The 25,542-nt window shown below is 48.9% G+C and carries 21 protein-coding genes and 1 pseudogene; 15 read left to right on the forward strand and 7 right to left on the reverse strand.

Annotation, left to right across the window (positions count from 1 at the left end):
• Positions 1-33: 33 nt before the first annotated feature.
• The 12 genes from wecC to HU752_RS09850 all read left to right on the forward strand — a co-directional run bounded on the left by wecC (position 34) and on the right by HU752_RS09850 (position 13,746).
• Complete coding sequence (gene wecC, locus HU752_RS09795) at positions 34-1,296, forward strand: UDP-N-acetyl-D-mannosamine dehydrogenase (RefSeq protein WP_186677272.1); 1,263 nt, start codon at positions 34-36, stop codon at positions 1,294-1,296.
• Positions 1,297-1,365: 69 nt separating this feature from the next.
• A complete protein-coding gene (locus HU752_RS09800) occupies positions 1,366-2,637 on the forward strand; it encodes an oligosaccharide flippase family protein (RefSeq protein ID WP_186677270.1) in 1,272 nt (423 codons plus the stop codon).
• A gap of 67 nt (positions 2,638-2,704) precedes the next feature.
• Positions 2,705-3,844: an N-acetyl sugar amidotransferase gene (locus HU752_RS09805; RefSeq protein WP_186677264.1), complete on the forward strand. Its 1,140-nt coding sequence runs from the start codon at positions 2,705-2,707 to the stop codon at positions 3,842-3,844.
• On the forward strand, positions 3,841-4,449 hold the full coding sequence (hisH, locus tag HU752_RS09810; protein ID WP_186677258.1) for an imidazole glycerol phosphate synthase subunit HisH: 609 nt from the start codon (positions 3,841-3,843) through the stop codon (positions 4,447-4,449). Before HU752_RS09805 ends, hisH begins: the two co-directional genes overlap by 4 nt.
• Complete coding sequence (locus tag HU752_RS09815) at positions 4,449-5,228, forward strand: AglZ/HisF2 family acetamidino modification protein (protein ID WP_186677255.1); 780 nt, start codon at positions 4,449-4,451, stop codon at positions 5,226-5,228. The genes hisH and HU752_RS09815 overlap by 1 nt, the downstream gene beginning before the upstream one ends.
• A 142-nt stretch (positions 5,229-5,370) precedes the next feature.
• Positions 5,371-6,108 carry a glycosyltransferase family protein gene (locus HU752_RS09820; RefSeq protein ID WP_225920114.1) on the forward strand — a complete coding sequence of 246 codons (738 nt, stop codon included), beginning with the start codon at positions 5,371-5,373 and terminating at the stop codon, positions 6,106-6,108.
• Between the two features lie 11 nt (positions 6,109-6,119).
• Positions 6,120-8,264, forward strand: a complete 2,145-nt coding sequence (locus HU752_RS09825) for a bi-domain-containing oxidoreductase (RefSeq protein WP_186677251.1) — start codon at positions 6,120-6,122, stop codon at positions 8,262-8,264.
• Positions 8,261-10,090 carry a heparinase II/III family protein gene (locus HU752_RS09830; protein WP_186677249.1) on the forward strand — a complete coding sequence of 610 codons (1,830 nt, stop codon included), beginning with the start codon at positions 8,261-8,263 and terminating at the stop codon, positions 10,088-10,090. Before HU752_RS09825 ends, HU752_RS09830 begins: the two co-directional genes overlap by 4 nt.
• A gap of 2 nt (positions 10,091-10,092) precedes the next feature.
• Complete coding sequence (locus tag HU752_RS09835; RefSeq protein ID WP_186677247.1) at positions 10,093-11,307, forward strand: glycosyltransferase family 4 protein; 1,215 nt, start codon at positions 10,093-10,095, stop codon at positions 11,305-11,307.
• Positions 11,307-11,903, forward strand: a complete 597-nt coding sequence (locus tag HU752_RS09840) for a sugar transferase (protein ID WP_186677245.1) — start codon at positions 11,307-11,309, stop codon at positions 11,901-11,903. The genes HU752_RS09835 and HU752_RS09840 overlap by 1 nt, the downstream gene beginning before the upstream one ends.
• Positions 11,900-12,520, forward strand: a complete 621-nt coding sequence (locus HU752_RS09845) for an acetyltransferase (RefSeq protein WP_186677243.1) — start codon at positions 11,900-11,902, stop codon at positions 12,518-12,520. The genes HU752_RS09840 and HU752_RS09845 overlap by 4 nt, the downstream gene beginning before the upstream one ends.
• A 50-nt stretch (positions 12,521-12,570) precedes the next feature.
• A complete protein-coding gene (locus tag HU752_RS09850) occupies positions 12,571-13,746 on the forward strand; it encodes a DegT/DnrJ/EryC1/StrS family aminotransferase (RefSeq protein WP_186677242.1) in 1,176 nt (391 codons plus the stop codon).
• A gap of 122 nt (positions 13,747-13,868) precedes the next feature.
• Here HU752_RS09850 and HU752_RS09855 read toward each other — a convergent pair.
• The 3 genes and pseudogenes from HU752_RS09855 to HU752_RS09865 all read right to left on the reverse strand — a co-directional run.
• Positions 13,869-14,141: pseudogene (locus HU752_RS09855) on the reverse strand (integrase core domain-containing protein); the annotation flags it as partial.
• A 9-nt stretch (positions 14,142-14,150) separates the two neighbouring features.
• Positions 14,151-14,435, reverse strand: coding sequence for an IS66 family insertion sequence element accessory protein TnpB (tnpB, locus tag HU752_RS09860; RefSeq protein WP_186677240.1), 285 nt, complete (start codon positions 14,433-14,435; stop codon positions 14,151-14,153).
• A gap of 209 nt (positions 14,436-14,644) precedes the next feature.
• Positions 14,645-16,087, reverse strand: a complete 1,443-nt coding sequence (locus HU752_RS09865) for an O-antigen polymerase (protein WP_186677238.1) — start codon at positions 16,085-16,087, stop codon at positions 14,645-14,647.
• 159 nt (positions 16,088-16,246) lie between these two features.
• Here HU752_RS09865 and HU752_RS09870 point away from each other — a divergent pair, with 159 nt between their 5' ends.
• Complete coding sequence (locus HU752_RS09870) at positions 16,247-17,986, forward strand: alpha-L-rhamnosidase-related protein (protein ID WP_225920169.1); 1,740 nt, start codon at positions 16,247-16,249, stop codon at positions 17,984-17,986.
• 69 nt (positions 17,987-18,055) lie between these two features.
• On the opposite strand, the gene HU752_RS09875 is transcribed toward HU752_RS09870, so the two are convergent.
• Positions 18,056-20,068 carry an acyltransferase family protein gene (locus HU752_RS09875; protein ID WP_186677234.1) on the reverse strand — a complete coding sequence of 671 codons (2,013 nt, stop codon included), beginning with the start codon at positions 20,066-20,068 and terminating at the stop codon, positions 18,056-18,058.
• Between the two features lie 424 nt (positions 20,069-20,492).
• Here HU752_RS09875 and HU752_RS09880 point away from each other — a divergent pair, with 424 nt between their 5' ends.
• Positions 20,493-22,487 carry a polysaccharide biosynthesis protein gene (locus HU752_RS09880; protein ID WP_186677232.1) on the forward strand — a complete coding sequence of 665 codons (1,995 nt, stop codon included), beginning with the start codon at positions 20,493-20,495 and terminating at the stop codon, positions 22,485-22,487.
• 110 nt (positions 22,488-22,597) lie between these two features.
• Positions 22,598-22,924 carry a ComEA family DNA-binding protein gene (locus HU752_RS09885; RefSeq protein ID WP_186677230.1) on the forward strand — a complete coding sequence of 109 codons (327 nt, stop codon included), beginning with the start codon at positions 22,598-22,600 and terminating at the stop codon, positions 22,922-22,924.
• Between the two features lie 44 nt (positions 22,925-22,968).
• Here HU752_RS09885 and HU752_RS09890 read toward each other — a convergent pair whose 3' ends face one another.
• From HU752_RS09890 to eat, 3 genes are all read right to left on the reverse strand, one after another.
• Positions 22,969-23,529, reverse strand: coding sequence for a TetR/AcrR family transcriptional regulator (locus HU752_RS09890; RefSeq protein ID WP_017906749.1), 561 nt, complete (start codon positions 23,527-23,529; stop codon positions 22,969-22,971).
• A gap of 99 nt (positions 23,530-23,628) precedes the next feature.
• Entirely contained in the window at positions 23,629-23,796 is a 168-nt protein-coding gene (locus HU752_RS09895) for a DUF2897 family protein (RefSeq protein WP_186677228.1), read from the reverse strand.
• A 121-nt stretch (positions 23,797-23,917) separates the two neighbouring features.
• Positions 23,918-25,282, reverse strand: a complete 1,365-nt coding sequence (gene eat / locus HU752_RS09900; RefSeq protein ID WP_186677225.1) for an ethanolamine permease — start codon at positions 25,280-25,282, stop codon at positions 23,918-23,920.
• Between the last annotated feature and the right edge of the window lie 260 nt (positions 25,283-25,542).

Below are 25,542 nucleotides of genomic sequence, written 5' to 3' on the forward strand. Positions count from 1 at the left end.
AATTGGTAGTTTATTCGGTTTGAGGTGGTCGAGATGTTTAATTCAGTTTCAGTTGTGGGGTTAGGATACATTGGTCTGCCTACTGCCGCCGTTTTTGCGTCAAGAAAAATCAAAGTGATCGGCGTGGATGTGAATGGTAGTGCTGTAGATATCATCAATCAGGGACGTATCCACATTGTAGAACCCGATTTGGACATTGTTGTTCATGCTGCTGTGACAGAAGGCTTTTTACGCGCAACTTTGGTTCCTGAACCTGCAGATGCATTTCTGATTGCTGTGCCGACGCCTTTCAAAGATGGGTATGAGCCGGACTTGTCCTATATTGAGTCTGCCTGTCGAGCGATAGCTCCGGTATTGAAGGTGGGAGATCTGGTTATTCTTGAATCAACTTCACCTGTCGGTGCTACTGAGCAAATGGCCAAGTGGCTCGCAGAAATTCGCCCTGATTTGAGTTTTCCGCAGGAGCTTGGTGAAAAATCCGATATCCGAATTGCATACTGTCCAGAACGTGTATTGCCAGGCCATGTATTGCAAGAGCTGGTGCAAAATGATCGTGTGATTGGTGGTCTGACCACGAAGTGCTCCGAGCGAGCGGCAGCGTTGTATAAGTTGTTTGTACTTGGAGAATGCATAATTACAAATGCACGCACTGCAGAAATGTGTAAACTGACGGAAAATAGTTTCCGGGACGTGAACATCGCTTTCGCAAATGAGCTGTCTATCATCTGCGATAAGTTGGATATCAGTGTCTGGGAGTTGATTCGTCTTGCCAATCGCCACCCGCGAGTCAGCGTGCTTCAGCCTGGTCCAGGTGTTGGTGGTCATTGTATTGCTGTGGATCCCTGGTTCATTGTGAGCAAGACTCCTGAGCACGCTCGTTTGATTCGCTGTGCACGGGAAGTCAACGATTCGAAACCAGAGTGGGTCATCAATAAGGTTAAACTCCTTGTCGCCGATTATCTTCTGTCCAATCCGGAGAAGAGCGCCAAGGAGGTCACGATAGCTGCCTTTGGTTTGGCGTTTAAGCCTGATATCGATGATCTGCGTGAAAGCCCAGCACTAGAAATCACGCAGCGTATCGCGCGTGAGTGTCCAGGGCGATTAATCGCTGTTGAGCCTAATATATTAGAATTGCCGGAATCCCTAGATAAACGAGTTGAGCTCGAGTCGATAGATTTTGCCTTGGAGCGAGCAAATATTGTTCTGCTATTGGTTGATCACAAAGTCTTTAAGGGAATAGATAAAGCGCGTCTTGGGCAAGTTAAGATGATCGACACGCGAGGGATATGGGGTTGAGTTAGTAGAAGTTGGAAAGAGCGAAGCTGTGCATGAATATAGGCATGTTAAGTGATTTGAGAGGCAAGATTGTTGCGTAAAGATTTAAAAAACATTGCATCTTTGGCCTGTATTCAGGGGTCTAATGCAGTCTTGCCTATATTCATTTTTCCTTACATGTTGCACTTGTTTGGAGCCGAGAAGTACGCGAGTCTTGCTGTTTCGGAGGCAATTTCACTGATTATATTGACGGTTGTTCTCTATAGTTTTGAGGTGAATGGAATTTCTCGAGTGGTCAATGCATGCTCTAGTGGCGGTGTGGTTGCGGCATCTGATATATATTGTGAAGTGTTTTTCTCACGCATGATTATTTGGTCAGTATGTTTGCTAGTTGTCTTGGTTGCGGGGATTTTTTTGCAGGTTCAGTTTTTTTTGGCACTGTTGGCCTGGATGCTGGTGCCGTTAGCCTATATTTTTCAGTCGACTTACTTTTATCAGGCAATTGAAAGTAATATGCCGGTGGCAGTATTTACATTGCTTAGCCGCTTGGTCTGCCTTATCGGGGTTTTTCTACTATCTAAGCCGGAAATGCCGATATATATGTTGCCGTTGATCGTCGGGGGGTGTTATCTGATTGGTGGCATAGCGTCTGCTATCTACTTGAAGATTATTCTTGGTTTAGAGTATCGAGCGGTTACTTTTGGGCGTCTATTGCAGTGCTTGTTAGATGGTAAGGAAATATTTTTTGGCAATGCATCGGTTGTATTGTTTCGGGATTCAAATCTTCTGATTTTAAATCTGTTGTCTATAAATCCGATAGCCCTGAGTGCCTATTCGGTAGTTGAGAAATTTATTAAGGCGTTTCAGGCGTTGATTCGTCCGCTTAATCAATTTTTCTATACTAGATCTATTAAGGTTCTTGGTGAAAAAAAAACACCGGATATGGTGGTTTTTTTTAAGATTATGAGGCTGACCTGGGTTCAGCTGTTGGCGCTTCTATTGGCGTTGGTGACGTTTCTGTTGGTTTGGTGGTTTTTTGAAGATGATATTAGTTTTATTGCCTCATATCCAGAGAAGCAGCTTATGGCTCATATGTTTTTAGTTATGGTTGTCGGGGTATTTTTTGGTGTCGCTAATTTTATGCTTGGAACAGCGGGCCTAAATAATTTAGGGGCGAGAAGATATTTTGCAAGTAGTCTTATTCTGACTGGTTGTGTCACGGTCACAGCATGTGTGGTGTTGGCGAATTATTATGAGGTTTATGGCGCAGTTGTCAGCTTTGTAATGGGTGAAATAATTCTGTTTTGCTTGATTTTAAAGAAATACTTGCAGTCATGGGGTGGTAGGTCGGTGAAATCCTGAGCTGGTTGTCAGTGGTTCGTAATTTTTAAAATATGTGTATATTTAAAGTTTGGGTTTCGGAGTCGGTATGAGTAAAAGAACTTATCAAGTCTGTAGTAATTGTGTAATGGATACGACTGATGAAAATATTGTTTTCGACGAAAATGGGGTGTGCGACCATTGTAATGGCTATTATCGCGATGTGCAGCCGCACTGGGACACTGGTCCGGAGGGGCGTCAGCGGCTGGTTGGCGTTTTCGAGGATATTAAGGCCAAGAGTAAAGGGAAACCATTTGACTGCATAATGGGCATGAGTGGCGGGTTGGATAGTTCGTACTTGCTGCATATCGCTGTCAGGGAATTTGGTTTGCGCCCGTTGGTGTTTCATGTTGACGGTGGATGGAACTCCCAATTAGCAGTTCATAATATTGAAGTTATTGTGGAGAAGCTGGGGCTTGATCTGTATACGGAAGTTATAAACTGGGAGGAGATGAAGGACTTCCAGCGTGCATTCTTCAAGGCTTCCGTGCCTCATATTGATATTCCTCAGGATCATGCATTTATTGCAACGCTTTATCATTTTGCCAATAAACATGGTATTAAGTATATCCTTAATGGCGGAAATTACTCGACTGAATGTGTCCGTAATCCATTGGAGTGGATGTATTATGGTACAGATATGTGGCAGCTTAAGGATATCCACAATAAATTTGGCGAGCGGCCATTGGTAGACTATCCATTAAGCAGTATCTGGTTTCATAAGGTCTATTTGCGCTTCCTTAAGGGGGTGAAAGTGGTTAAGCCTTTGAATTATGTGCCATATATTCGCTCGGAAGCGGTTGAAATCTTATCGAGGGAGTACGGTTGGAAATCATATCCACGAAAGCATGATGAGTCGCGATTCACTAAATTTTATGAAGGCTACTGGCTGCCCACAAAATTTGGCTATGACACTCGTAAGGTTCAATATTCTAGCTTGATCCTCACTGGGCAAATGACTCGTAACGAAGCTCTGGAGAAATTGCAGGAACCATCCTACGATCCTGAAACTATTGAGCAAGATTTCGAATATATTGCGAATAAACTTGATATGTCGGTAGAAGAGCTAAAGGTGTTGATGGAACTACCAAACAAGTCGTACCGTGATTATAAGTCGCAGCGTTATTTATTTGACCTTGGTGCGAAAGCCATGCAGATGTTGGGTATGGAGAGGGCGGTCAAAAGATGATTACCATTGTCGATTATGGTGTTGGTAATATTTTGTCGTTTGTTAATCTGTATAAGCGGCTAAATATCGAATGCCGTGTGGCAACCTCAGCTCAGCAGTTAGCGGGATCACGTAGGCTGATCCTACCTGGTGTGGGATCTTTTGATCACGCGATGAAAAGTCTTCAACGCTCGGGAATGCGCGGGCACCTTGATGAGTTGGTAATGGCTCGGAATATTCCCGTACTTGGCATATGTGTGGGTATGCAGATGCTGGCAAATTCCAGTGATGAAGGTGAGCTTCCTGGGTTGGGCTGGGTGCCAGGAATAGTCAGAAAGTTTGATATCTCAACTGTTGGGAGGCTGCCTCATATGGGGTGGAATGATATTACTCCTAATCGTGCATCAGGGCTTTTCAGAGATATATCAGAATTACCAAGATATTATTTTCTTCACTCTTATTATTTTGAGTGTATTCATCCTGAGCACGCTCTGGCAACCTCGTTGTATGGTGCTGAATTTACCTGTGCTGTTAATGTTGGAGCTGTCTACGGAGTTCAGTTTCATCCAGAAAAAAGCCATCATTTTGGTATGGACCTTTTGAAAAATTTTTCGGAGCTGTCTTAATGTTACGGCCTAGAGTAATTCCGTGTCTGTTGGTTCGAGACAAAGGCTTAGTGAAAACCGTTAAATTTAAGGATTCAAAATATATCGGTGATCCGCTAAACGCGGTAAAGATCTTCAATGAAAAAGAGGTTGATGAACTAGTTGTTCTCGATATCGATGCTTCGGTTGCCGGCCGAGAGCCTGATTATGCGCTTATAAAGAAGATGGCAATGGAGTGTCGTATGCCATTTTGTTATGGTGGTGGGATCTCTAGCGTGGAGCAGGCCAGAAAAATCATTGGTCTCGGAGTCGAAAAAATCGCTATAAGTTCTGCCGCCGTCCAAAATCCAGATTTGATACGACAGATTGCAGATGAAATTGGCAGTCAAAGTGTTGTAGTCGTTCTAGATGTAAAAAAACGCTTGCTGAGTGGGCGTTATGATGTCTGGATAAACAACGGGAGGAAAAATACGGGCAAGTGCCTGCTGGATATGTGTAAAGAACTTCAGCGCCAAGGTGTTGGAGAGATTGTGGTTAACTCCATTGACTATGATGGAGTGATGAAAGGTTATAATTTTGATGTGATAGAGAAAATTTATCCTGATGTCACGGTTCCGTTGACAGTCTTGGGTGGCGCCGGAACTATTGATGATGTTGGTAGTTTGATTAGAAGGTTTGGTGTGGTGGGGGCTGCAGCTGGCAGCCTTTTTTTATTTAAGGGTGTATACAAGGCGGTTTTGATAAATTATCCGACTTTTGTTGAGCGAGATGCGCTATTGGAGAAATATCTCTCATCGTAATAGTATTCGATTATTTTACTGAATCGATTGAAATGAGAACTTGCGCAGTGGTTGAAATTTCATGAAAGTAGCAATAGTGTGTGTGTGTTATAATGCATACAACGATTTGTTTAAGTTTGTATTGTCTCTTCGGGATTCGTTGATGCAGTCGACAGGTGTGCAGTTGACATTGGTCGTTGTCGATAACTCGACTCGGTCAGCTGATCAGCAGGTGCTTGATGATATTGCTCAGCTTGAATTAAGTAGTGTATACGTTAAATCTGAAAACGTGGGGTATTTTCCTGGATTTAAAATAGGTGCTGAGAAGCTAGGTGATTTGCAAGGTTACGATTGTGTTGCAATATCTAATGTGGATCTGAGTGTGCGTCTTGATTTTTTTGAGATGCTGAAGTTTCAAATAGAAGTTGTTCATGAAAAGGTTGGTATCATTGCTCCTGCGATAATTTCTGCAAGTCGTGGAGGAGACCTGAATCCGAAGACTTTGTTTAGGCCAACTCGCTACTCCCTGTTGAAGAATATTTTTATTTTTAAAAGATTATGGCTTTTCAAAATATATAGAAAATTTTCTGATCTTAAGGTTAAAAGTGCAGTCGGCTCCCGATTGCCTGGTGAGTTTTTTTATTCTCCGCACGGATCATTTATTTTGTTTACGAAGAGTTATTTTTTTGCCGGTGGTTCAATTGATTATCCTCAATTTTTGTTTGGGGAGGAAGATTTTGTCGCGGAGCAATGTCGGATTGCTGGATTAAAAGTTCAATATCAGCCGAGCGTTGTCATTATCGACTCTGATCATGGTTCGACTTCTCGCGAGAAGCTCGACTTTATAGCCAGAGAGCATGTGAAGTCACTTAGATATATTGTTGATACTTATCATTCTTGATGGTGGATAATATGAAACAGATTCTGCAGGATATGGCAAAGGGTAAGACTACGGTGACGCAGGCTCCTGCACCTGAGGCCTCTCCCGGCAACCTCATTATTAATACGCGAGTATCCCTGATTTCTGCAGGTACCGAGCGCATGTTAGTGGGCTTCGGTAAGGCTTCGTATCTGGAGAAGGCGCGGCAACAACCCGAAAAGGTAAGAATGGTGCTGGAAAAGGTCCAGACTGATGGTTTGGCCACGACTATCGAGGCTGTTCAGTCGAAGCTGGCACAGCCTCTTCCTCTGGGTTACTGCAATGTTGGTGTTGTGAACGAGATTGGGGCAGGCGTCACTGGCTTCAAGTTAGGCGAAAGAGTTGTTTCTAATGGTGCTCACGCTGATGTGGTCAAAGTTCCCAGGAATCTCTGTGCGCTGATTCCTGATAATGTCGATGATATTTCTGCTTCGTTCACCGTTGTGGCCAGTATCGGCCTGCAGGGTATTCGCCTTGCGCAGCCGACGCTTGGAGAAACTTTCGTTGTCATCGGAGCCGGGCTTATCGGCTTGTTGGCTGTGCAGTTGCTCAGAGCCCATGGTTGCCGTGTGTTGGCTGTTGATTTTGATGATTCGAAGCTGATGCTTGCCCGTCAATTCGGTGCCAGCGTTTGCAATCCTGGTAAAGGCGAAGACCCAGTCGCTGCTGGCATGGCTTTCAGCCGAGGTCAGGGGGTCGATGGGGTGATTATTACTGCCTCAACCAAGTCCAGTGACCCGGTTACTCAGGCAGCAAGGATGTCACGCAAGCGTGCTCGTATCATTCTGGTCGGTGTGACGGGGTTAGAGCTCAATCGTGCAGATTTTTACGAGAAAGAATTGAGCTTTCAGGTCTCTTGTTCTTATGGTCCTGGTCGTTATGACCCAGCCTACGAGGACCAGGGTAATGATTACCCGATAGGTTTCGTACGTTGGACCGAGCAACGAAATTTTGAAGCCGTACTCGACATGATGAGTAGCGGTCAGTTGAATGTAGCGTCGCTGGTTACACACCGCTTTGCTTTTGAAGATGCTGTCGATGCCTATCAATTATTGACCGATGACAAGTCTGCTCTCGGCATCGTTTTACAATATGAATCGAATGATGCCGAGCGGCATATTACACGTGTTGTGCTTGATGATTCTCGTGCGTTGAGTTTCAGTTCAAGCAAGCCGGTTGTTGGCTTCATTGGTGCCGGAAACTATGCTTCACGAATTCTTATTCCTGCATTCAAAGCAGCAGGTGCCCAGTTTCACACGATCGTTACCGCAGGCGGTTTAAACGGCGTCATTCATGGCAGCAAGGCTGGCTTCGTCGAGGCGTCAACGGATGTTGCAGTGATGCTTGATGAGCCTACAATCAACACGGTAGTGATTGTTACTCGTCATGACAGTCATGCGCGCTTCGTTGAGCAGGCTTTAGTGGCGGGTAAGCATGTGTTTGTCGAGAAACCGTTGGCGATCCAGCCAGCTGAGCTTAGGGTCGTCGAGGAGGCCTATGGCAAAGCTCATTCCAATGGGTTGAAGCTGCATCTAATGGTGGGGTTCAACCGCCGCTTTTCGCCGCAGATTCAAAAAATGAAGACTTTGCTGTCAGCAGTAAAGGAGCCGAAGTCGTTTATCATGACCATGAATGCGGGTGCCATACCGGCTAACCACTGGACGCAGGACCCGCTTACTGGAGGAGGGCGCATTATTGGCGAGGCGTGTCATTTCATTGATCTCATGCGCTTCCTGGCGGGTAGCAAAATCACTTCTATCCAGGCACAACGTATGGGTGACTGTGACGCTGTGGCCGTTGTTGAAGACAAGGCTTCCATTACTCTGGGCTTCGAGGATGGATCCTTTGGTACCATTCACTACTTTGCCAATGGTGCTTCAAGCTTTCCAAAGGAAAGGGTGGAGGTATTTGCGGCTGGCCGAGTGCTCCAGTTGGATAACTTTCGCAAGTTGAAGGGCTTCGGCTGGCCGGGTTTCAGTAAATTAAATCTGTGGAAGCAAAACAAAGGCCAAAATGAATGCGTTGCCGCGTTTCTAGCGGCAGTAGAAAATGGTGGCCTTACACCTATTCCCGCGCAAGAGATTTTCGAGGTGGCTCGGGTTACCATGGAAGTCGCACGGATTCTACGCGATCAATGAAGGCTTTATTGATCAAGATACGGACGGCTCGTCAGTTGGGTATTGCCAATCTGGCGCGGGTCCTATCATACCGCATCGGGGTCAAGACAGGTCTGAATCCCGTACGCAGGCTAATTTCGAGCACTGCATCGGCGCCTTTTTTTCGTGAATCGCTGGTGGAGCGTAAGGGGTTGCCTTATTCGGCGCAGTGGAATACCGAACTCCATTATTTTGGGCGTTGGCCATGTCCGATCTCGGAGGAGCCTCCGAGTTGGCACATCAACCCCCTCAATGGTGTCAAGTTACCAGGTGCCGAGCTGGAGTGGTGGAGAATTCCCGACTTCGATGTTGCGGTGGGGGATATCAAATGCGTTTGGGAGGCGTCGCGTTTCGATTGGGTTCTTGCCTATGCCCAAAGAGCTTGCAGTACAGATTCTTCAGTGATCTGCCGCCTGAATATGTGGTTGCAAGACTGGTGCGCTGAAAATCCGCCGTATCGGGGGCCAAACTGGAAGTGTGGTCAGGAGGCCTCAATTCGTGTCTTGCACTTGGCCATGGCGGCTCTTTTGCTTGATCAGGCCAGGTTGCCTCTGCAAGGTGTACAAGATTTGGTCGAGCTGCATCTGAAGCGTATTGAGCCTACGCTAGGCTATGCCATGGCGCAGGACAACAACCATGGTACTTCAGAGGCTGCTGCGCTTTTTGTAGGGGGGAGTTGGCTAGCCAATTGTGGTGTCCGTGCGGGGCTACGCTGGCAACGTCTGGGGCGCAAGTGGCTGGAGAACCGTGTAGCCCGTCTAATCGAAAATGACGGTAGCTTCAGTCAGTACTCGATCAACTACCACCGTGTCTTACTCGATACTCTGTCCATGGCTGAAGTTTGGCGCCTCAAGCACGGGCTTGTTCCATTCTCCAGTGCATTTCTTCATCGCGCACAGGCAGCTTCCCGATGGCTGGCCACAATGGTTAATAGTTCAACTGGTGACGCTCCCAATATCGGTGCCAATGATGGTGCCAGGTTATTGCCTCTGACTGATACGGCTTATCGTGATTTCCGCCCCTCTGTTCAGCTTGCCACGGTGCTCTTTTCCGGTGAGCGTGCTTATTCTGGAACAGGCGAGTGGGATTTGCCGTTGCATTGGCTTAATGTGGACATTCCTGAAGAGGTTGCTTCAACTCCGGATAGTCGGCTGTTCGACGATGGCGGCTATGCAGTGCTCAAGCAAGGGCGCTGCTTCGTTTTGTTGCGCTATCCGCGTTTTCGTTTTCGCCCAAGTCAGGCCGATGCGTTGCATCTCGATTTGTGGCGTGACGGTGCGTGCTTGTTGGGAGATGCTGGGTCATACAGCTACAATACCGCTGTTCGATGGCTTAGCTATTTTCCTGGGACGGCTAGTCATAACACCGTGCAGTTCGACGGCCGTGATCAGATGCCCAGGCTTAGTCGGTTTTTGTTTGGGGACTGGCTGCGCACTTCTGCAGTCGAACCATTGAAATCACAGGTTCAGTCGCAGGAATGTGGTGCTTCCTATACCGATGCTCGAGGAGCGACCCATCGGCGTCATGTTGCAGTGAATGACAACCATCTGACTATTACAGACGAGCTTTCTGGGTTTATCAAAACAGCTGTTTTACGCTGGCGCTTGCAGCCAGGTGAGTGGGTCGTCCAGGGAGAGTCGATTACGGACGGAAAGCAGCGGTTATCGGTCAATGGCAGCATGAGGTTTTTGCGATTTGAGTTAGTTCAGGGATGGCAGTCGCTCCACTATCTAGAGAAAAACGAAGTGCCAGTATTGGAAGTTGAAGTCGATACTGCAGGTGTACTGACCACGGAGTACTATTGGTAGAAATGCGAGTTCTTTATTTTCATCAACATTTTTCCACCCCTAAAGGTGCAACTGGTATTCGTTCGTATGAAATGGCTCGCCGGCTGATCGCCAGAGGGCATCAGGTTACGATGGTCTGCGGTAGTTATGGTGGAGGTAAAACCGGTGTCGATACCCCTTTTCTCAATGGGCTACGCAGAGGGCGTGTAGAAGGTATCGATATCATAGAGTTCAATCTGGCTTACTCCAATAGCGATGGCTTTCTGACGCGAGCTATCAGTTTTCTGAAGTTTGCTTTTCGAAGTGTCAGGCTAGCGTTGACCGAGCGATACGATGTTGTATTTGCCACCACGACTCCACTGACTGCCGGTATCCCTGGTGTGTTTGCACGCTACTTGAGATGCAAGCCATTTGTTTTCGAGGTTCGCGATCTCTGGCCTGAGCTACCCAAGGCAATGGGAGTCATCCGTAATCCCCTGATATTGGGTGCCATGTCCATTCTTGAATGGATCAGCTATCGCTCAGCTCACCGACTGATAGGTTTGTCTCCTGGAATCGTCGAGGGGATTGCCCGTCGGGGCGTGCCCCGTGAGCGAATTGCAATGGTGCCCAATGGTTGCGATCTGGATATCTTTGATGTGCCGGTTTGCGGCTGGCGACCGAACGGCGTGCTGCCTGAGCATTTGATGGCGATCTTTGCCGGCACCCACGGGCAGGCCAATCAGCTGGACGCGGTGCTGGATGCTGCTGCTGAGTTGAAGCGGCGTGATCGTGATGACATTCGCCTGGTGCTGATTGGTCAGGGCAAGCTTAAACCCGCCTTACAGAGGCGTGCAAATGAGCAAGGTATCAGCAATGTGATTTTTCATGAGCCTGTTGACAAGGAGCGTCTTTCCGGCTTGATGGCTTCTGCTGATCTGGGGCTCCAAGTGCTGGCCAATGTGCCGGCGTTCTACTTCGGTACTTCGCCGAACAAGTTTTTTGACTACATCGCATCTGGCCTTCCAGTACTAAACAATTACCCGGGATGGCTCGCAGAGATGATCGTCCAAGAGGATTGTGGATATGTTGTCGATCCGGATAGCCCGGAGGCCTTTGCTGATGCGCTTGAGCAAGCTGCTGATGATCGTCCAGCGCTGGCAGCCAAAGGCCTGAAAGGACAGGCGTTAGCTGCGAGAGAGTTTGACCGCCGTAAGCTTGCGGATCAGTTTGTCGATTGGTTGGAGGGCGTAGCGTAATGATCAAGCGGATAATGGATATACTTGTCGCGGCGTCCGCCCTGCTACTGCTGTCTCCTGTCATGCTGATAGTCGCTTGGCTCATTCGCCGGAAACTGGGCTCTCCGATATTGTTTCGTCAGGTCCGTCCTGGTATGCATGCAAGACCCTTTCAGATGGTCAAGTTTCGCACCATGCGTGACGCCTGCGATGCCGAGGGAAATCCGCTTCCTGATGTTGAGCGCATGACACCGTTTGGCCGGTTCTTGCGTTCCAGTAGTCTTGACGAATTACCAGAGCTCTGGAACGTGCTCAAGGGAGATATGAGCCTGGTCGGTCCACGACCCTTGCTGATGGAGTACTTACCGCTTTACAGTGCTGAGCAAAGCCGACGCCATGACGTTCGTCCGGGAGTGACGGGTTGGGCACAAATAAATGGCAGGAATGCGATCAGTTGGGATGAAAAATTTAAATTTGATATTTGGTATGTGGATAATAGGTCTATTTTGCTTGACCTCAGAATAATCCTCCAAACAGTGAGAAAGGTTTTGGCCCGTAATGACATAAATGCTGCAGGCGAGGTAACCATTACCAAGTTTACCGGTAGTAAGCGATGAAGAAATTGGCGGTTCTTGGTGCCAGTGGGCACGGTAAAGTAGTAGCTGACACTGCTGAGTGTTGCGGTTGGACACAGGTCGATTTTTATGATGATGGCTGGCCTGAGATCACCGTGACTGGAGCATGGGAAGTTATCGGTGATGGTGAGGCTCTGCTTGCCTCTGTTGAAAAGTATGACGGTGTTCTCGTTGCTATTGGTAATAACTCAATTCGACAAAAAAAAATTATTGAGCTGGAGCTTGCGGGGGCAGAGCTCATCAGCCTGAAGCACCCACAATGCAGTTTTAGTCGTTATGCTACGCTTGGTAAAGGATCTGTTGTTTTTGCCGGTGCAATTGTCAACGTTGGCGCAAGTATCGGAGTCGGAGCAATTATTAATTCTGGCTGCAGTGTTGATCATGACTGTCAACTTGGCGAATATGTTCATATCAGTCCAGGTGCAAGGCTTGCTGGAGGTGTGGTGGTAGGTGATCTTACCTGGGTGGGAGTAGGAGCTGCCGTACGTCAATCACTTCATATAGGCTCTAACGTGATTGTCGGTGCAGGCGCTGCTGTAATAAGTGATATTCCTGATAATCTTACTTTTGTTGGTGTGCCAGCTCGTAAGCTGAAATGAAATATTATTATAAGTGGTTATGGCTTTTCTTATAGCGCGGGGTGTTGTTTGTGTTGAATTCATCGTTTTCTCCCTGGCCTTCTTTTTCTATTGAAGAGGGAGATGCAATTCGTAATGTCCTTTTGTCCAACAAGGTTAACTATTGGACAGGGCAAGAATGCCGAGAGTTTGAGCGAGAGTTTTCGCTCTGGGTTGGTACGAACTATGCCGTAGCGGTGGCAAATGGCACCGTTGCTTTGGATCTCGCGCTAAAGGCATTGCATATTGGTACTGGAGATGAAGTTATTGTAACGTCTCGCACCTTTCTGGCTTCCGTTTCCAGTATTGTCAATGCAGGCGCCGTTCCGATTTTTGCTGATGTTGATGTTGAGTCGCAAAATGTAACTGCTGAAACCATTGAGGCAGTGCTCTCTTCGCGAACACGTGGAATTATTTGCGTTCACTTGGCTGGTTGGCCATGTGATATGGATCCGATCATGGCTTTGGCTGCCAAGCATAATCTTAAGGTTATAGAAGATTGTGCGCAGGCTCATGGTGCACGTTATAAGGGGCGTGCGGTAGGTTCAATCGGGCACGTTGGGGCTTGGTCTTTTTGTCAAGATAAGATCATGACCACCGGCGGTGAGGGTGGAATGGTTACTACTAATGACCGTAGCTTGTGGTCTAGCATGTGGTCATTCAAAGATCATGGTAAAAGCTGGGAGGCCGTGTATGAACGCGAGCATCCCCCGGGTTTTCGTTGGCTTCATGAAAGTTTCGGGACCAACTGGCGCATGCTGGAAATTCAGGCAGCAATCGGGCGTATCCAATTAAGAAAAATGAAGGGCTGGACTGAGACGCGACTCGCTCATGCGAGCAGGATATGGGGATGTGCTTCCAAACTCACCGCGCTCCGAGTCCCCAAGGTACCTCAAGAGTATTTGCATGCTGCCTATAAATGTTATGTGTTTCTGAAACCAGAACAACTCAAAGAAGGCTGGAGTCGTGATCGGGTTTTGTTAGAGATTGCTGAGAGGGGGGTTCCTTGTTTTACAGGTTCGTGCTCTGAAGTGTACTTGGAGAAGGCTTTTGATGGTACAGGTTGGCGTCCTAAAAAACCTATGGAATGTGCAAGGACTCTTGGCGAAACAAGCCTGATGTTTTTAGTTCATCCCACCTTGACTGACTCTGAAATTGAAAAAACCTGTGCAGTGTTAACAAGTGTCATGGAGTTGGCGAGTCTGTAGATGGGAACAAAAGCCCAAGATAGGCCGTAGTTAATCGTAGCCGCTCCATGAACCACCCCGGGTATCGCGGAGGCTGTTTTGTTTGAGTCAGGCTGCATTGGGCTTGTTGTCTGACTCTGTTCGTATAGTGCCTCAAACTCAGCCGGCGGCCTATTTCCAATCGGCTCCAGCAGGCGCTGATGGTTGAACCAAGTCACCCATTTCAGCGTTTCCCATTCCAAGCTTTCAAAACTTTTCCATGACCCTCGTTTGTGAATCAGCTCGGTCTTGTAAAGGCCATTGATGGTCTCTGCCAGTCCGTTGTCGTAGCTGTCACCGGTATTGCCAACTGACGGCTCAATACCCGCTTCTCCCAGCCGTTCGCTGTAAGGAATCGATAGATATTGCGAGCCTCTGACGCCCTTCTAAGTGTCAAGTAGCCAGTGGAGTTCCTGAACCGTCAGCACGATAACGTCGTAGGTAAGTTCGTGCGTGGTTTTGAAACGTTTGGCTTCGAGGCGCTTGAGCCAAAGGCAGAAACCGTTGCGCTCCCAATACAACACCTTGATCCGGTTACGCGCCTTGTTGAGGAAGACGAACAACACAGGATCGAACACGGCGACTTTGATATCCAATTCGACCAGTGCAGCCAGGCCATCGATGGATTTTCGGAAGTCCACGGGCTTGGGGTAGAGAGGTGCACTTTTCAACGCCGGCGTTGGGGCGCATCATGGCAAAGGCTCCGGAAACTATTCGGGAGCCCAGCATCACGCCTCAGATTCTTGGTTTGAATGTGAGGGCGGTGGATCGCTTACGTTAATCAAACCATTCGCGATTGGTATTGTATTTATAATATTTCACATCTGGCTTTCCGTACTTATAGCTGATGAGGTCTGGGTTAATCCACAGACCGCTCTTCTCAGTCACTCATGCGGTCATCTTTCGAGATGGCGTTCCAGAATTTCGGTTTATGTAAGTTTTTCAGACTGTGTGTGCTATTTTGAGGTGAAAGATTTGCTGGGTGCAACTTTTTGGCTTGTATATTCTGGTATAGCTCGTTGATGTAGAGCATGAATGTCAAGGTGATGAGAAGCACAAATATGCTGTTCCATACCATTATGCTTAGCATGAATGATGTATATATATATCCTATTCCGCATATGTAGATGGCGACTGATACTACAGGGTTTCTGGCTGTTAGTAGTGTGATATAGGCTATGTTGAATATGGTGCCTGTTATTAACATGTATAGGAAGGTTCCTATGATTCCAAAGTCTTGAATTGTTCCTCTGAACATGGTGAATATATTTGTTTTCAGGATGTCTTTATATTGAAAATACTCGTTATAATATCCCTCGGGAATTGGTCGTAGATCACCAAAGGCTCTAAAGATAGCCATAAATGTTGAAAATCCTAAGGTTAAATCTTCGCTGTGTTCATATATTTTCACTGAGCTTTCTGAGTTGTAGCTGGAAAACCAGTCTGAGAATGCATACAGATGTGCAAGGGCGTATGATGAGAAATAGTATCCTAATTTGCTTAGTAGTAAGCCGGTATCGCGCGCGTCAATTCCTCTTGCGATAAAAGAGGATGTCAGTGCAATCAATAATATTGGTAGGGTGAGGATTAGGATTTTATTTGTTGATTTATTTGTGAGCGCAGTGTCGCCTTTTCTCAGGCGATTAATGATTATTCCGCCATAAAAAAAGGCTGCGGATAGGAACAAAGTCCCTTTGTCCGCGTACATGATCATGTAAAGTATGGCGGGGAGAAAGCTAAGTAGCAGAATTGATGCTCTCTTGAGGTTTCCTTGTTTGTTTCCGAGGATCAATCCACCGATACATACTCCTGTGTAGTTTAATAACCCTCCTAGCTGTAAAAAAATGTTGCTTTCTATTTTTCCAGAGTATCGGAGATTTAGATAATAGTTTGCGGTGCCTGAGACATCTGAAAAAAACTCGCTGAGACTAAGTCCCTGGATTGAAAGGTTTATCAAAATGCATAGGATTGTGATTAGTTGTATTGTAAAAAAAGAAAGAGATAGAAAAGCTCCTGAGTAGTTTTCTTGGGTGTTTTTTTTTGTTTCTATATTATTAACAAGTGGGGTCCTCAGGGCTGAGGAAAATCCGGGTAGTCCGAAAATAAAAACGCAGATGGCAATAAATAAAACTGACCAGGGATTTATAGGTGCATTAAATACTATGGTTAGTGGTAGGAATGTGACTAGGAACCAGAATATGGAAAATATAACTCCAGGTGAAACCCAGGATTGAGCTTTGTGTTTTAAGACGAGAGCATATCCTAAAATTCCAAGGCTGATAAAGATCGCTAAGATTTTGTTTGCAAATGCCTGTTCGTCCATGGCTATCCTTGAGTTCTAAAAAGGGATATCTCCATACTATCGCATGTCAGGCCTCTGTTTGTCTATTGGTGAATTGATTATGTATGTGGTTTGGCGTATGATGTTTAGTTGGAAATCATGGGGCTGATGGTTCGGCTTCTTAGGAGCAGATAGGTGCGGATGGTTTTTGTTTTTTTAATTGGTTTTCTGGGTGGTGCGGCTTTTGCTGCTGAACAACCTCGACCGGCAGGTTTGGAAGGTGAGGTTGTTCTGACAAGGTTGAAGCCGGTGAAGGTGAATGCTGATGGAAAAAAAATAACGATTGATTATGGAAAGGTTTTCTTCTCTCAAGTTACGTTAAGCCCCAATTCTGAAAATTTCGGGAATACGGTAAAAATTAAGCTTAGAGAAAGCGGCCAGCCTGATCCTCTTCCTAGTATCGGTCAGGAACAAATCGGTGTCCGCTATCTCGAGCAAGAAGTATCGCTGGTAAATGGGGCGCAGCGCTTGTCCTTGCCGGACTCTGACAAGCGTCTCATGCATGCGAATGTTGGGGCGGTGATGCCATTTCGCTATTTAGATATCTATGGCTGGAAAGGAGAGTTCTCGGAAGATATGGTGGATGTAGAGGCTGCCAGGTCCTCTAAGTATAGGCAACAAGGAGGTACACTTTTTTCTGGAGGGGGGCATGCTGAAGAGCTGAATAGGCTTCTTGAACTGTCTAATCACACTATAGAGGCAACAAGCTTTGCCGGTGTTTTTGTAGATGGTGATAGAGAGCGGCTTCCTTACGAAGCCGATGCTTATATTAATATGTTGGGTTGGTTTGCCAATGTTGATGATGTAACGGTTCCTCGTCGCACATTTGATTTTTTGGTTGAGCACCCGAGTTGGCCGACAGAGTGGCAGGCTCACATGATATTTATGGCTTGGGCTGATTATCAGTATACTGGTGATCTCCAGTTTTTACGTAAGAATTATGAGTGGTTAAAACTTGTTAGTCTGGATAGGGCTATCTCATCAAAGACTGGAATGGTTAATATTAAAGACATCTCGTGGTTTTTAAAGAGGGAGTTAAAAGTAACCTATCCTCTTGCAGATATAGTCGATTGGCCTCCCTCTCAGAGAGATGGTCATGAAATGAAACCGAGCAATACAGTTACTAATGCTTTTGTCTATATGGGGTTTGTCCGAATGGCGGACATTGCTCATGCGCTAGGCGAAGATTCTGACCGAGACAAATTCACCAAGCTGGCTGCTCAGCTTAAGGCTTCTATGGATGATCGCGTTAGACGGTCTGACGGTTTGTATGTGGATGGTATCGGCTCTAGCCACACATCTGCTCACTCCCTGTTCGTCCCACTTGCATTTGGGATGGTCAATGCAGATCAGAGAGGTGGCGTTTTGAAGGCGCTAAGTGAAAAAATAGACGGTTATTCAGGTGGGTTCCCCTGCTCTGTTTTTATGGCTCAATATCTACTTGAGGCTCTTTTTCAGTCGGGGGAGGATGAGGAAGCTCTTTCATTAATGCTTAACAAGACTGATCGTGGTTGGTTTAATATGATCAGGAGATATGATGCAACAATAACCCATGAGGCATGGGATGTTAAGTTTAAGGATAACGAAGACTGGACCCATGCATGGGGGGCCGCGCCGTCTAATATAATTCCGCGGTTTATTCTTGGGGTCAATCCTGTCACGCCAGGCTGGGCAGTGTGGACAGTTAAGCCGTCGAAAGTATTAAAATTTTCTGCTGAATCAAGTATCCCTACTCCCTATGGAGTGATCAAGATTATTTATGACTATCCGGCGCGTAAAATTTCATTTGCAGTCCCTGCTGGCACTGTTGCCAGATTAAAAATTGATGACGCTCAAGTAGATTTTGGGCCTGGTCAGCATCAGATCGACTGGAAGCTGTAGTGATGGATAGATAGTTCTATATGGCTTGGCCATCAGAGTTGTACTGCTGATGGCTAAGTTTACCTAGAATCATTGAGTGGTGAGTTTTTCACTTTTTTGAGTTTGTAGTGGTCTTTGAAAAACCCTTTCGAATAAAGGGGATATTATTTTGGCTGCTCGCTCACTTAAATGATTGTCGTCGTAGTAAATTGGCCAGCCGTCCTTGGTGCCGTAACATTTATCATCTCTGCAGAGATAGGGTAGTGGGTCGAGTATAGTTACTCCGCATTTTTCGTGTGCCGCATCCTGTGCTTCCCAAGCAAGTCTATTTCTCTCTTGATACTCTTCGATGCTAATAGATGGTCCATTATTTTTTCCAAGCAAAAATGCTCTTGCGCTAGCAGCAGGGACAGGCACTTTCATTTCAGGAATAGGGCGTACCATAAACACTGGATGGTATTTTGATATTTCGCAGGCAGCGTCAATAAGTGCATTGCGTAATTCCTTCAGATACTCAGGTGTCCGTTCTGTGTATTTTTTGTTGAAATAGACTGTTGGGGGTTGCCCGTGGGAGAAACCATGAATATAAGCGGATGTCTCGTTCATGATGATGACAGGGACTTGCGGCGCTAATTCCTTTTGTTTTTCCAACGCCCAGTCTATGAAGCTCGAGCAAGCAGTATTTTCCTGCTTGACGCCTTTGAATGTGGGGCAGGCGCTGAATGTCCATTGAAGTACGTTGAGTTTCTTTTCTGGTAGTGAGTTCTCTACGGCGGTTATTATAGATGCTGCATGGCTATCTCCGATTACTAGTGCGCCAATCTGCTCTCCACCAAAGGTGCAGCCTGGCGTTTTCATCATTCCGCTTACATGGCACTCCGATCGTCGTGGGTTTATATTGTCAACTTCATTCAAGATTTGCACATATTTTTCAGGTAGTCTGTCGGGGTAGCCTTTCCTTGAGGCTATGAGTTTGTCACAGATTATTACCGTGAATAAACTGGTCAGTATTAATGTGATGATCTTTGTGGGACTTTTTTTCTTAAAAAATTTACGTGATGCTTCTTCTATGTATCTATATGATAGGGCGCCTATGATTATAGTCAGAATTATTCCGGTGAGAAGCTCTTTCGGGGTTGTGCTTCCTAGGAAATACAAGGTGGCAACTATTGGCCAGTGCCACAGGTATAGCGAATAGGAACGTGTTCCTAGCCATTGGGTAAAAATATTTTTCGTGAGGGGGGAGTCGAATCTCTCTGAAAAAATTATTAATGATGCCCCTAGGATTGGGATGATTGCATTAATGCCGGGCCATTCACTATATTTGTTAAATGCAAAAAAAGAGAAAATTACCAGTGAGAATCCTGAGTATTCTATGAGTTTTTTGTGTTTTTCCTTAGGCTTTATTTTCCTTGTGATGAAAAAGGTCAAGCTTCCTGATAGTATTTCCCATGCTCTTGTCGGGAAAATGTAGAATGCCTTGTTGGGGTCCGTGGTGGTGTAATATATTGCAGCAAGCAAAGAAAGGAGAAGTGTGCTACCGAGGATTATGGTTGGGGCTTTTCCTTTGCTGTTTTTCGTCCAAGAAAATAATATCAGAAGTGGAATGACGAGGTAAAATTGCCATTCTACTGCCAAAGACCATGTATGTAATAGCCATTTTTCTTGTGAGGAAATATCAAAGTACCCTGCTTCTTGTTGGAGTTGAATATTTGAAAAAAATAGAAGCGCGCTTGTGGTGTGTTTTGCGAGTGTCTTGTATTCGATAGGCCCCAAAAAAAACCAGCCTAAAATTATCAATGTGGAGCACACGACTATAAGGGTTGGTAGAATTCTTTTAGCTCTGGCGAAGTAGAAGCTTAAGAGTAATTTGAATCTTTGAGGGTAAGTGCTTTTTTCGAGGTCTTCGATGATTATTTTTGCCATCAGAAAGCCTGAGATTACGAAGAAAATATCTACACCTGAAAATCCCCCTGTGATCCATGGTATTTCGAAGTGATAAAAAATCACTGCAAGAACGGCCCAGGCTCTGAGGCCGTTTATGTCGGCCCTGAATCTTTCGTTTTCTTTCGTGAGGATAGGATGGGAGGTGTTGTACTGCAATCTATTTTATTCCTGAAAATGTTGGGGGTAGAATGGCTTATTATGATTTTCTATTTTATAAAGCGTCGGGTGCTTAGAGGTTTCAATTTTTCCAGCATGGCAATGGTTTGCGTAGAGAGGTTTTATAGGGTTCGCTGCAGTCATCTTTATAAATTCCTTTTCTGCCGATAGGTAGAGATAAATTTCTGACAGTTACCGCTTCTGTGGTCAATGGTTTAATCTGGCCCAAGGTAAGGGGAGAGTGTCGATTCTGGTAACCTCATGAGCGCGTATCGCTGGTAAGCCTTGAATTCATGTATTATACGGTCTAATTGATGAAAACCGGTTGCGTTGTCACTCAGTCGGTTCCTGGGTGAGAGAACTGTCATTCCCGCGAGGGGCGATCGGATGTCCGTTTTTAGGCGTGCAAGATTTTAGAGGGGTTATGGATAAGATACGAGCCTACCTGTTGGGCCTCCCGCGTCGGAAAAAACGCATTTTGCAAGTGATAGGTGATACGTTTCTGGTCTGGTTTGCCCTGTGGATGTCGTTTGTCGTCCGTTTGGGAGTCGATGAAATGGTCAATCCATTTGCCCAGCATCGTTGGTTGTTCGTTTCCGCTCCGATCATTTCCATCCCTCTTTTCATTCGATTCGGGCTTTATCGGGCCGTGATGCGTTACTTCGGTAATGATGCACTGATAGCCATTGTCAAGGCTGTGAGCCTCTCCTCACTGATCCTGGGGGTAGTGGTCTACCTTTACAGCAATCATCAAACGCTGGTCCCTCGTTCGATTATGTTCAACTATTGGTGGTTGAGCCTGATCATGATCGGGGGCCTTCGTTTGGCTATGCGTCAGTACTTCCTTGGTGACTGGTTCAGTGCCGCCCAACATATGCCTTTCGCCAATCGTGACAATGGCCTGACGAAGGTGGCCGTCTATGGTGCTGGTGCGGCCGGTAACCAACTGGTTGCAGCACTGCGTATGGGCCGAGCGATGCAGCCGGTTGCCTTTATAGATGATGACAGCAGCATTGCTGATCGTAGCATTTCTGGTCTGCAGGTTTACAAGCCCAAGCACATCCAGCAGATGATCGATACAACTGGGGCCCAAGAGATTTTGTTGGCGATCCCTTCATCATCGCGTGCCCGACGGCGAGAGATCCTTGGCTTCCTTGAAGGCTACCCGTTGCACGTGCGCAGCGTGCCCGGCTTCATGGACCTGGCCAGCGGCCGGGTCAAGGTAGACGACATCCAGGAAGTCGACATCGCCGATCTGCTTGGGCGTGATGCGGTGCCTGCCCAGGCCGAGTTGCTGGAACATTGCATCAAGGGGCGCTCGGTGCTGGTAACAGGCGCTGGCGGTTCCATCGGTTCGGAGCTGTGCCGACAGATCCTGGCCTTGCGCCCAACGACATTGTTGCTCTTCGAGCACAGCGAGTTCAATCTCTACAGCATTCTGTCCGAGCTCGAACGCCGGGTGGATCGCGAGTCACTGCCCGTGCGCCTGCTGCCGATCCTGGGATCGGTTCGCAACCAGGACAAGTTGCTGTCGGTGATGAAAACCTGGCGTGTCGAGACGGTCTATCACGCCGCAGCCTACAAGCATGTCCCGATGGTCGAGCACAACATCGCCGAAGGTGTGCTGAACAACGTGATCGGTACGCTCAACACTGCCCAGGCTGCCCTGCAGGCAGGTGTGGCCAACTTTGTGCTGATTTCCACCGACAAGGCGGTGCGTCCGACCAACGTGATGGGTAGTACCAAGCGCTTGGCCGAGTTGACTCTGCAGGCTCTCAGTCGCGAGCAGGCGCCGGTGCTCTTTGGTGATTCGAGCAACGTATCGCGGGTCAACAAGACCCGTTTCACCATGGTCCGTTTTGGCAACGTGCTGGGTTCGTCGGGCTCGGTCATCCCTCTGTTCCACAAGCAGATCAAGGCGGGTGGGCCGCTGACGGTGACGCACCCGAAAATCACCCGCTACTTCATGACCATCCCCGAGGCTGCCCAACTGGTGATTCAGGCCGGTTCCATGGGGCAGGGCGGTGATGTGTTCGTCCTCGACATGGGCGAGCCGGTCAAGATCGTCGAGCTGGCGGAAAAGATGATCCATCTGTCCGGCTTGAGCATCCGCTCCGAGAAGAACCCCCATGGCGATATTGCCATCGAGTTCTCAGGCCTGCGCCCGGGCGAAAAGCTTTACGAAGAATTGCTGATTGGCGACAACGTGGCGGCCACCCCTCATCCGATGATCATGACCGCCAACGAAGACATGCTGCCTTGGGATGTGCTCAAGTTGCGCCTGTCCGAGTTGCTCAAGGCCGTTGAGAACGATGATTACGCACGAGTCCGGCAACTGCTGCGGGAGACGGTGAGTGGTTATGCGCCGGATGGCGAGATCGTCGACTGGATCTATCAGCAACGCCGTTCCGATCCCTGAGCTACATACCCGGTAACGGCCGGGCTTTTGACAAGCTCCAGGCATCACCTAGGTTTGAAAGGCAGCTTCGGAAAGCTGCTTTTCCCCTACGATGTCATGGAGTGTCATTTATGCGTACAGGCGTTATTCCTTCCCTGCTGTTAACCCTTCTGCTCGGCACGATCGGCACCGCCAATGCCGCACCGACGGGGCAGGCCGGTCAGCAGCCCCCGGCATCCGGCCTGGCGGCGACCAAGGCCGGCAAGGTCAACCTCAACACCGCCGATGCCCAAACCATCCAGCGCGAGCTGACCGGTATCGGCGAAGCCAAGGCCCAGGCCATCGTCGCCTACCGCGAGGCGAATGGTCCGTTCTCTTCGGTGGATGAACTGCTTGAGGTGAAAGGCATCGGCAAGGCGCTTCTCGACCGTAACCGTGACCAGATGGAAATCAACTGACGTTGCCTGACTGAGCTGCGAGGCCGGCCAGGAAACCGGTCTCCCTACTCAACCTGATCCTTCAGGTGCGCCTTGGTCACTTCCAGGATCTTCTTCGCCAGTTCCGGATCCTCGGCACTACGTGACATCACCAGCGCGCCCACCAGGGTCGCCAGCATGACGATGCTTTGCTCTTCGGCGTCCGGCCCTGAACCCAGCGCCGTCTCCACCTGCTTGAGGCGCGACTCGATCACCGTGTCGGTCGTGGGGCTGGGTTCGCCGCGCTGGCCCAGCTCCGAGCACATGGTCGGAATCGGGCAGCCGTGCTCGGGTGTGGTCAGGTGCCATTCGGAGAGGTAGCTGTCGATGAACGACTGTAGGGGCTTGTCCTGGCTGAACAGCATGTCGCAATGCACGTCCAGTTCCGCTGCCGCTTCCTGCAGGGCCTTTTCGACCAGTTCATCCTTGGATTTGAAGTGCGCGTAGAAACCGCCATGGGTCAGCCCCAGGGCTTTCATCAACGGCTGCAGGCCGGTGGCCCCGATGCCGTCACGGCGAAAGCGCGCGGCCGCTTCCTTGATGATGCGCTCGTGGGTCTGTGCCTTGTGGTCTTGCGAATAGCGCATGGCGGAGCCTCCAAATCCATAGCCAATGATAACTGTGACCTGGAGGCGGGCGCCCCTACTTTTTTGTCGCGATGTTCAACTTTGTTCACGTGTCGCCTTTCAGCGGTCCTGGGCGTCCTTGGCATCTGCTTCGGCATTGCGTTGCTGGACGCGTCGACGCTGCTCGTCCGTCAGTTCCACCTTGTTGGCGGTGTCGCGCAACATCATCAGGCCGCCAACGATGGAGCCGACGGCCACGACGATGATCAACCAGGCATACCAGGGCATAGGGTTCTCCTCGATGAGCCGCTCCCACGCGAACGGTTCGCATGGGATGCTGGCCCTTGCCACTTTGAGTGAAGCGATTTCTCAGTGGTTCAATTGTAAACCCGTTATGCCCCGTGAGTGCTCACAGCCCGGTCAGCATCGCATCGGCCGGGGCGGCGGCGCGCAGTTGCCCGGTGAGCAGGAAGTAGACGAAGCCGACGGCCATGAAGCCGACGAAGATCAGGCCGATCAGGGCATTGAACCAGGCCATTGCGACCAGGCAGATCACTGCCAGGCCCAGCGCGATGGCGGGTACGACTGGATAGCCCGGTGCACGGAAGGTGCGCTCCAGTGCAGGCTCGGTCCGGCGCAGACGGAACAGGCTGAGCATGCTCATGATGTACATGACGATGGCACCGAACACCGCCATGGTGATCATCGCCGCGGTCAGGGTCATGCCGCCCAGGTTGATCAGGCCGTCGCTGTAGATGGCGGCGATGCCCACCAGGCCACCGGCAATGATCGCGCGGTGTGGTGTCTGGAAGCGTGACAGTTTTGCCAGTGAGGCTGGCAGGTAGCCGGCGCGGGCCAGAGCGAAGAACTGCCGTGAGTAGCCGAGAATGATGCCGTGGAAGCTCGCCACCAGGCCGAACAGGCCAATCCAGACCAGCATGTGCAACCAGCCGGAGCTGTCGCCGACCACCGCTTTCATCGCCTGGGGCAGCGGGTCGTTGATGTTCGACAGGGTACGCCAGTCGCCGACACCGCCGGCGAAGAACATCACGCCCATGGCCAGCAGCACCAGGGTCAGGATGCCGCTGATGTAGGCCTTGGGAATGGTTCGTTTCGGGTCCTTGGCTTCCTCGGCGGCCATGGCCGCGCCTTCGATCGCCAGGAAGAACCAGATGGCAAAGGGAATGGCGGCGAAAATCCCGGCAATCGCCGGCGCGCCGAAGCTGTCGGCACCGGCCCAGCCGTTCAGGGCGAAATGACTGAAGCTGAAGGCCGGGGCGACCACGCCCATGAATACCAGCAACTCGGCCACCGCGAGGATGCACACCACCAGCTCGAAGGTGGCGGCCAGCTTGACCCCGAGGATGTTCAGGCCCATGAACACGATGTAGGCACCCACGGCGGCATGCCTGGGATCGAGCGCCGGGAACTGCACGTTCAGGTAGGCGCCGATGGCCAGGGCGATGGCCGGCGGAGCAAAGACGAATTCGATCAGGGTCGCCAGGCCGGCGATCAAGCCGCCTTTCTCGCCAAACGCCCGTCGGCTGTAGGCAAACGGCCCGCCGGCATGGGGAATGGCGGTAGTCAGTTCGGTGAAACTGAAGATGAAGCAGGTGTACATCGCCGCGACCATCAGCGACGTCACCAGGAACCCGAGCGTGCCGGCCACGCCCCAGCCATAGCTCCAGCCGAAGTATTCGCCGGAAATCACCAGGCCTACCGCGATGCCCCACAGATGCAGCGTGCCCAGCGTGGGCTTGAGTCGAGTGTTCATGTGTTTCTCCCTGAACCGTTTGGATACCGCTCGGATCAGGCGATTGCAGCGGGCGTGCCAGTGCCGGGGAACATGTCGTAAAGCTGAAAAGGCTGTCGTATCGAGGATATTTCGCCGAGGTTGCCCTGAATTTCGACTTTAATTGGTGCAAGTGCGGGCATTTATGGCGCGTACCCGGCACATTTGCCGATCACCGGGTCCCGATCGTCGCCGGGTTCCGCTACAATGCGCGCCGATTTCGACTTGCCTGAGAGCCCTCC

The organism is Pseudomonas vanderleydeniana (genome assembly GCF_014268755.2).
GTDB classification, from domain to species: domain Bacteria; phylum Pseudomonadota; class Gammaproteobacteria; order Pseudomonadales; family Pseudomonadaceae; genus Aquipseudomonas; species Aquipseudomonas vanderleydeniana.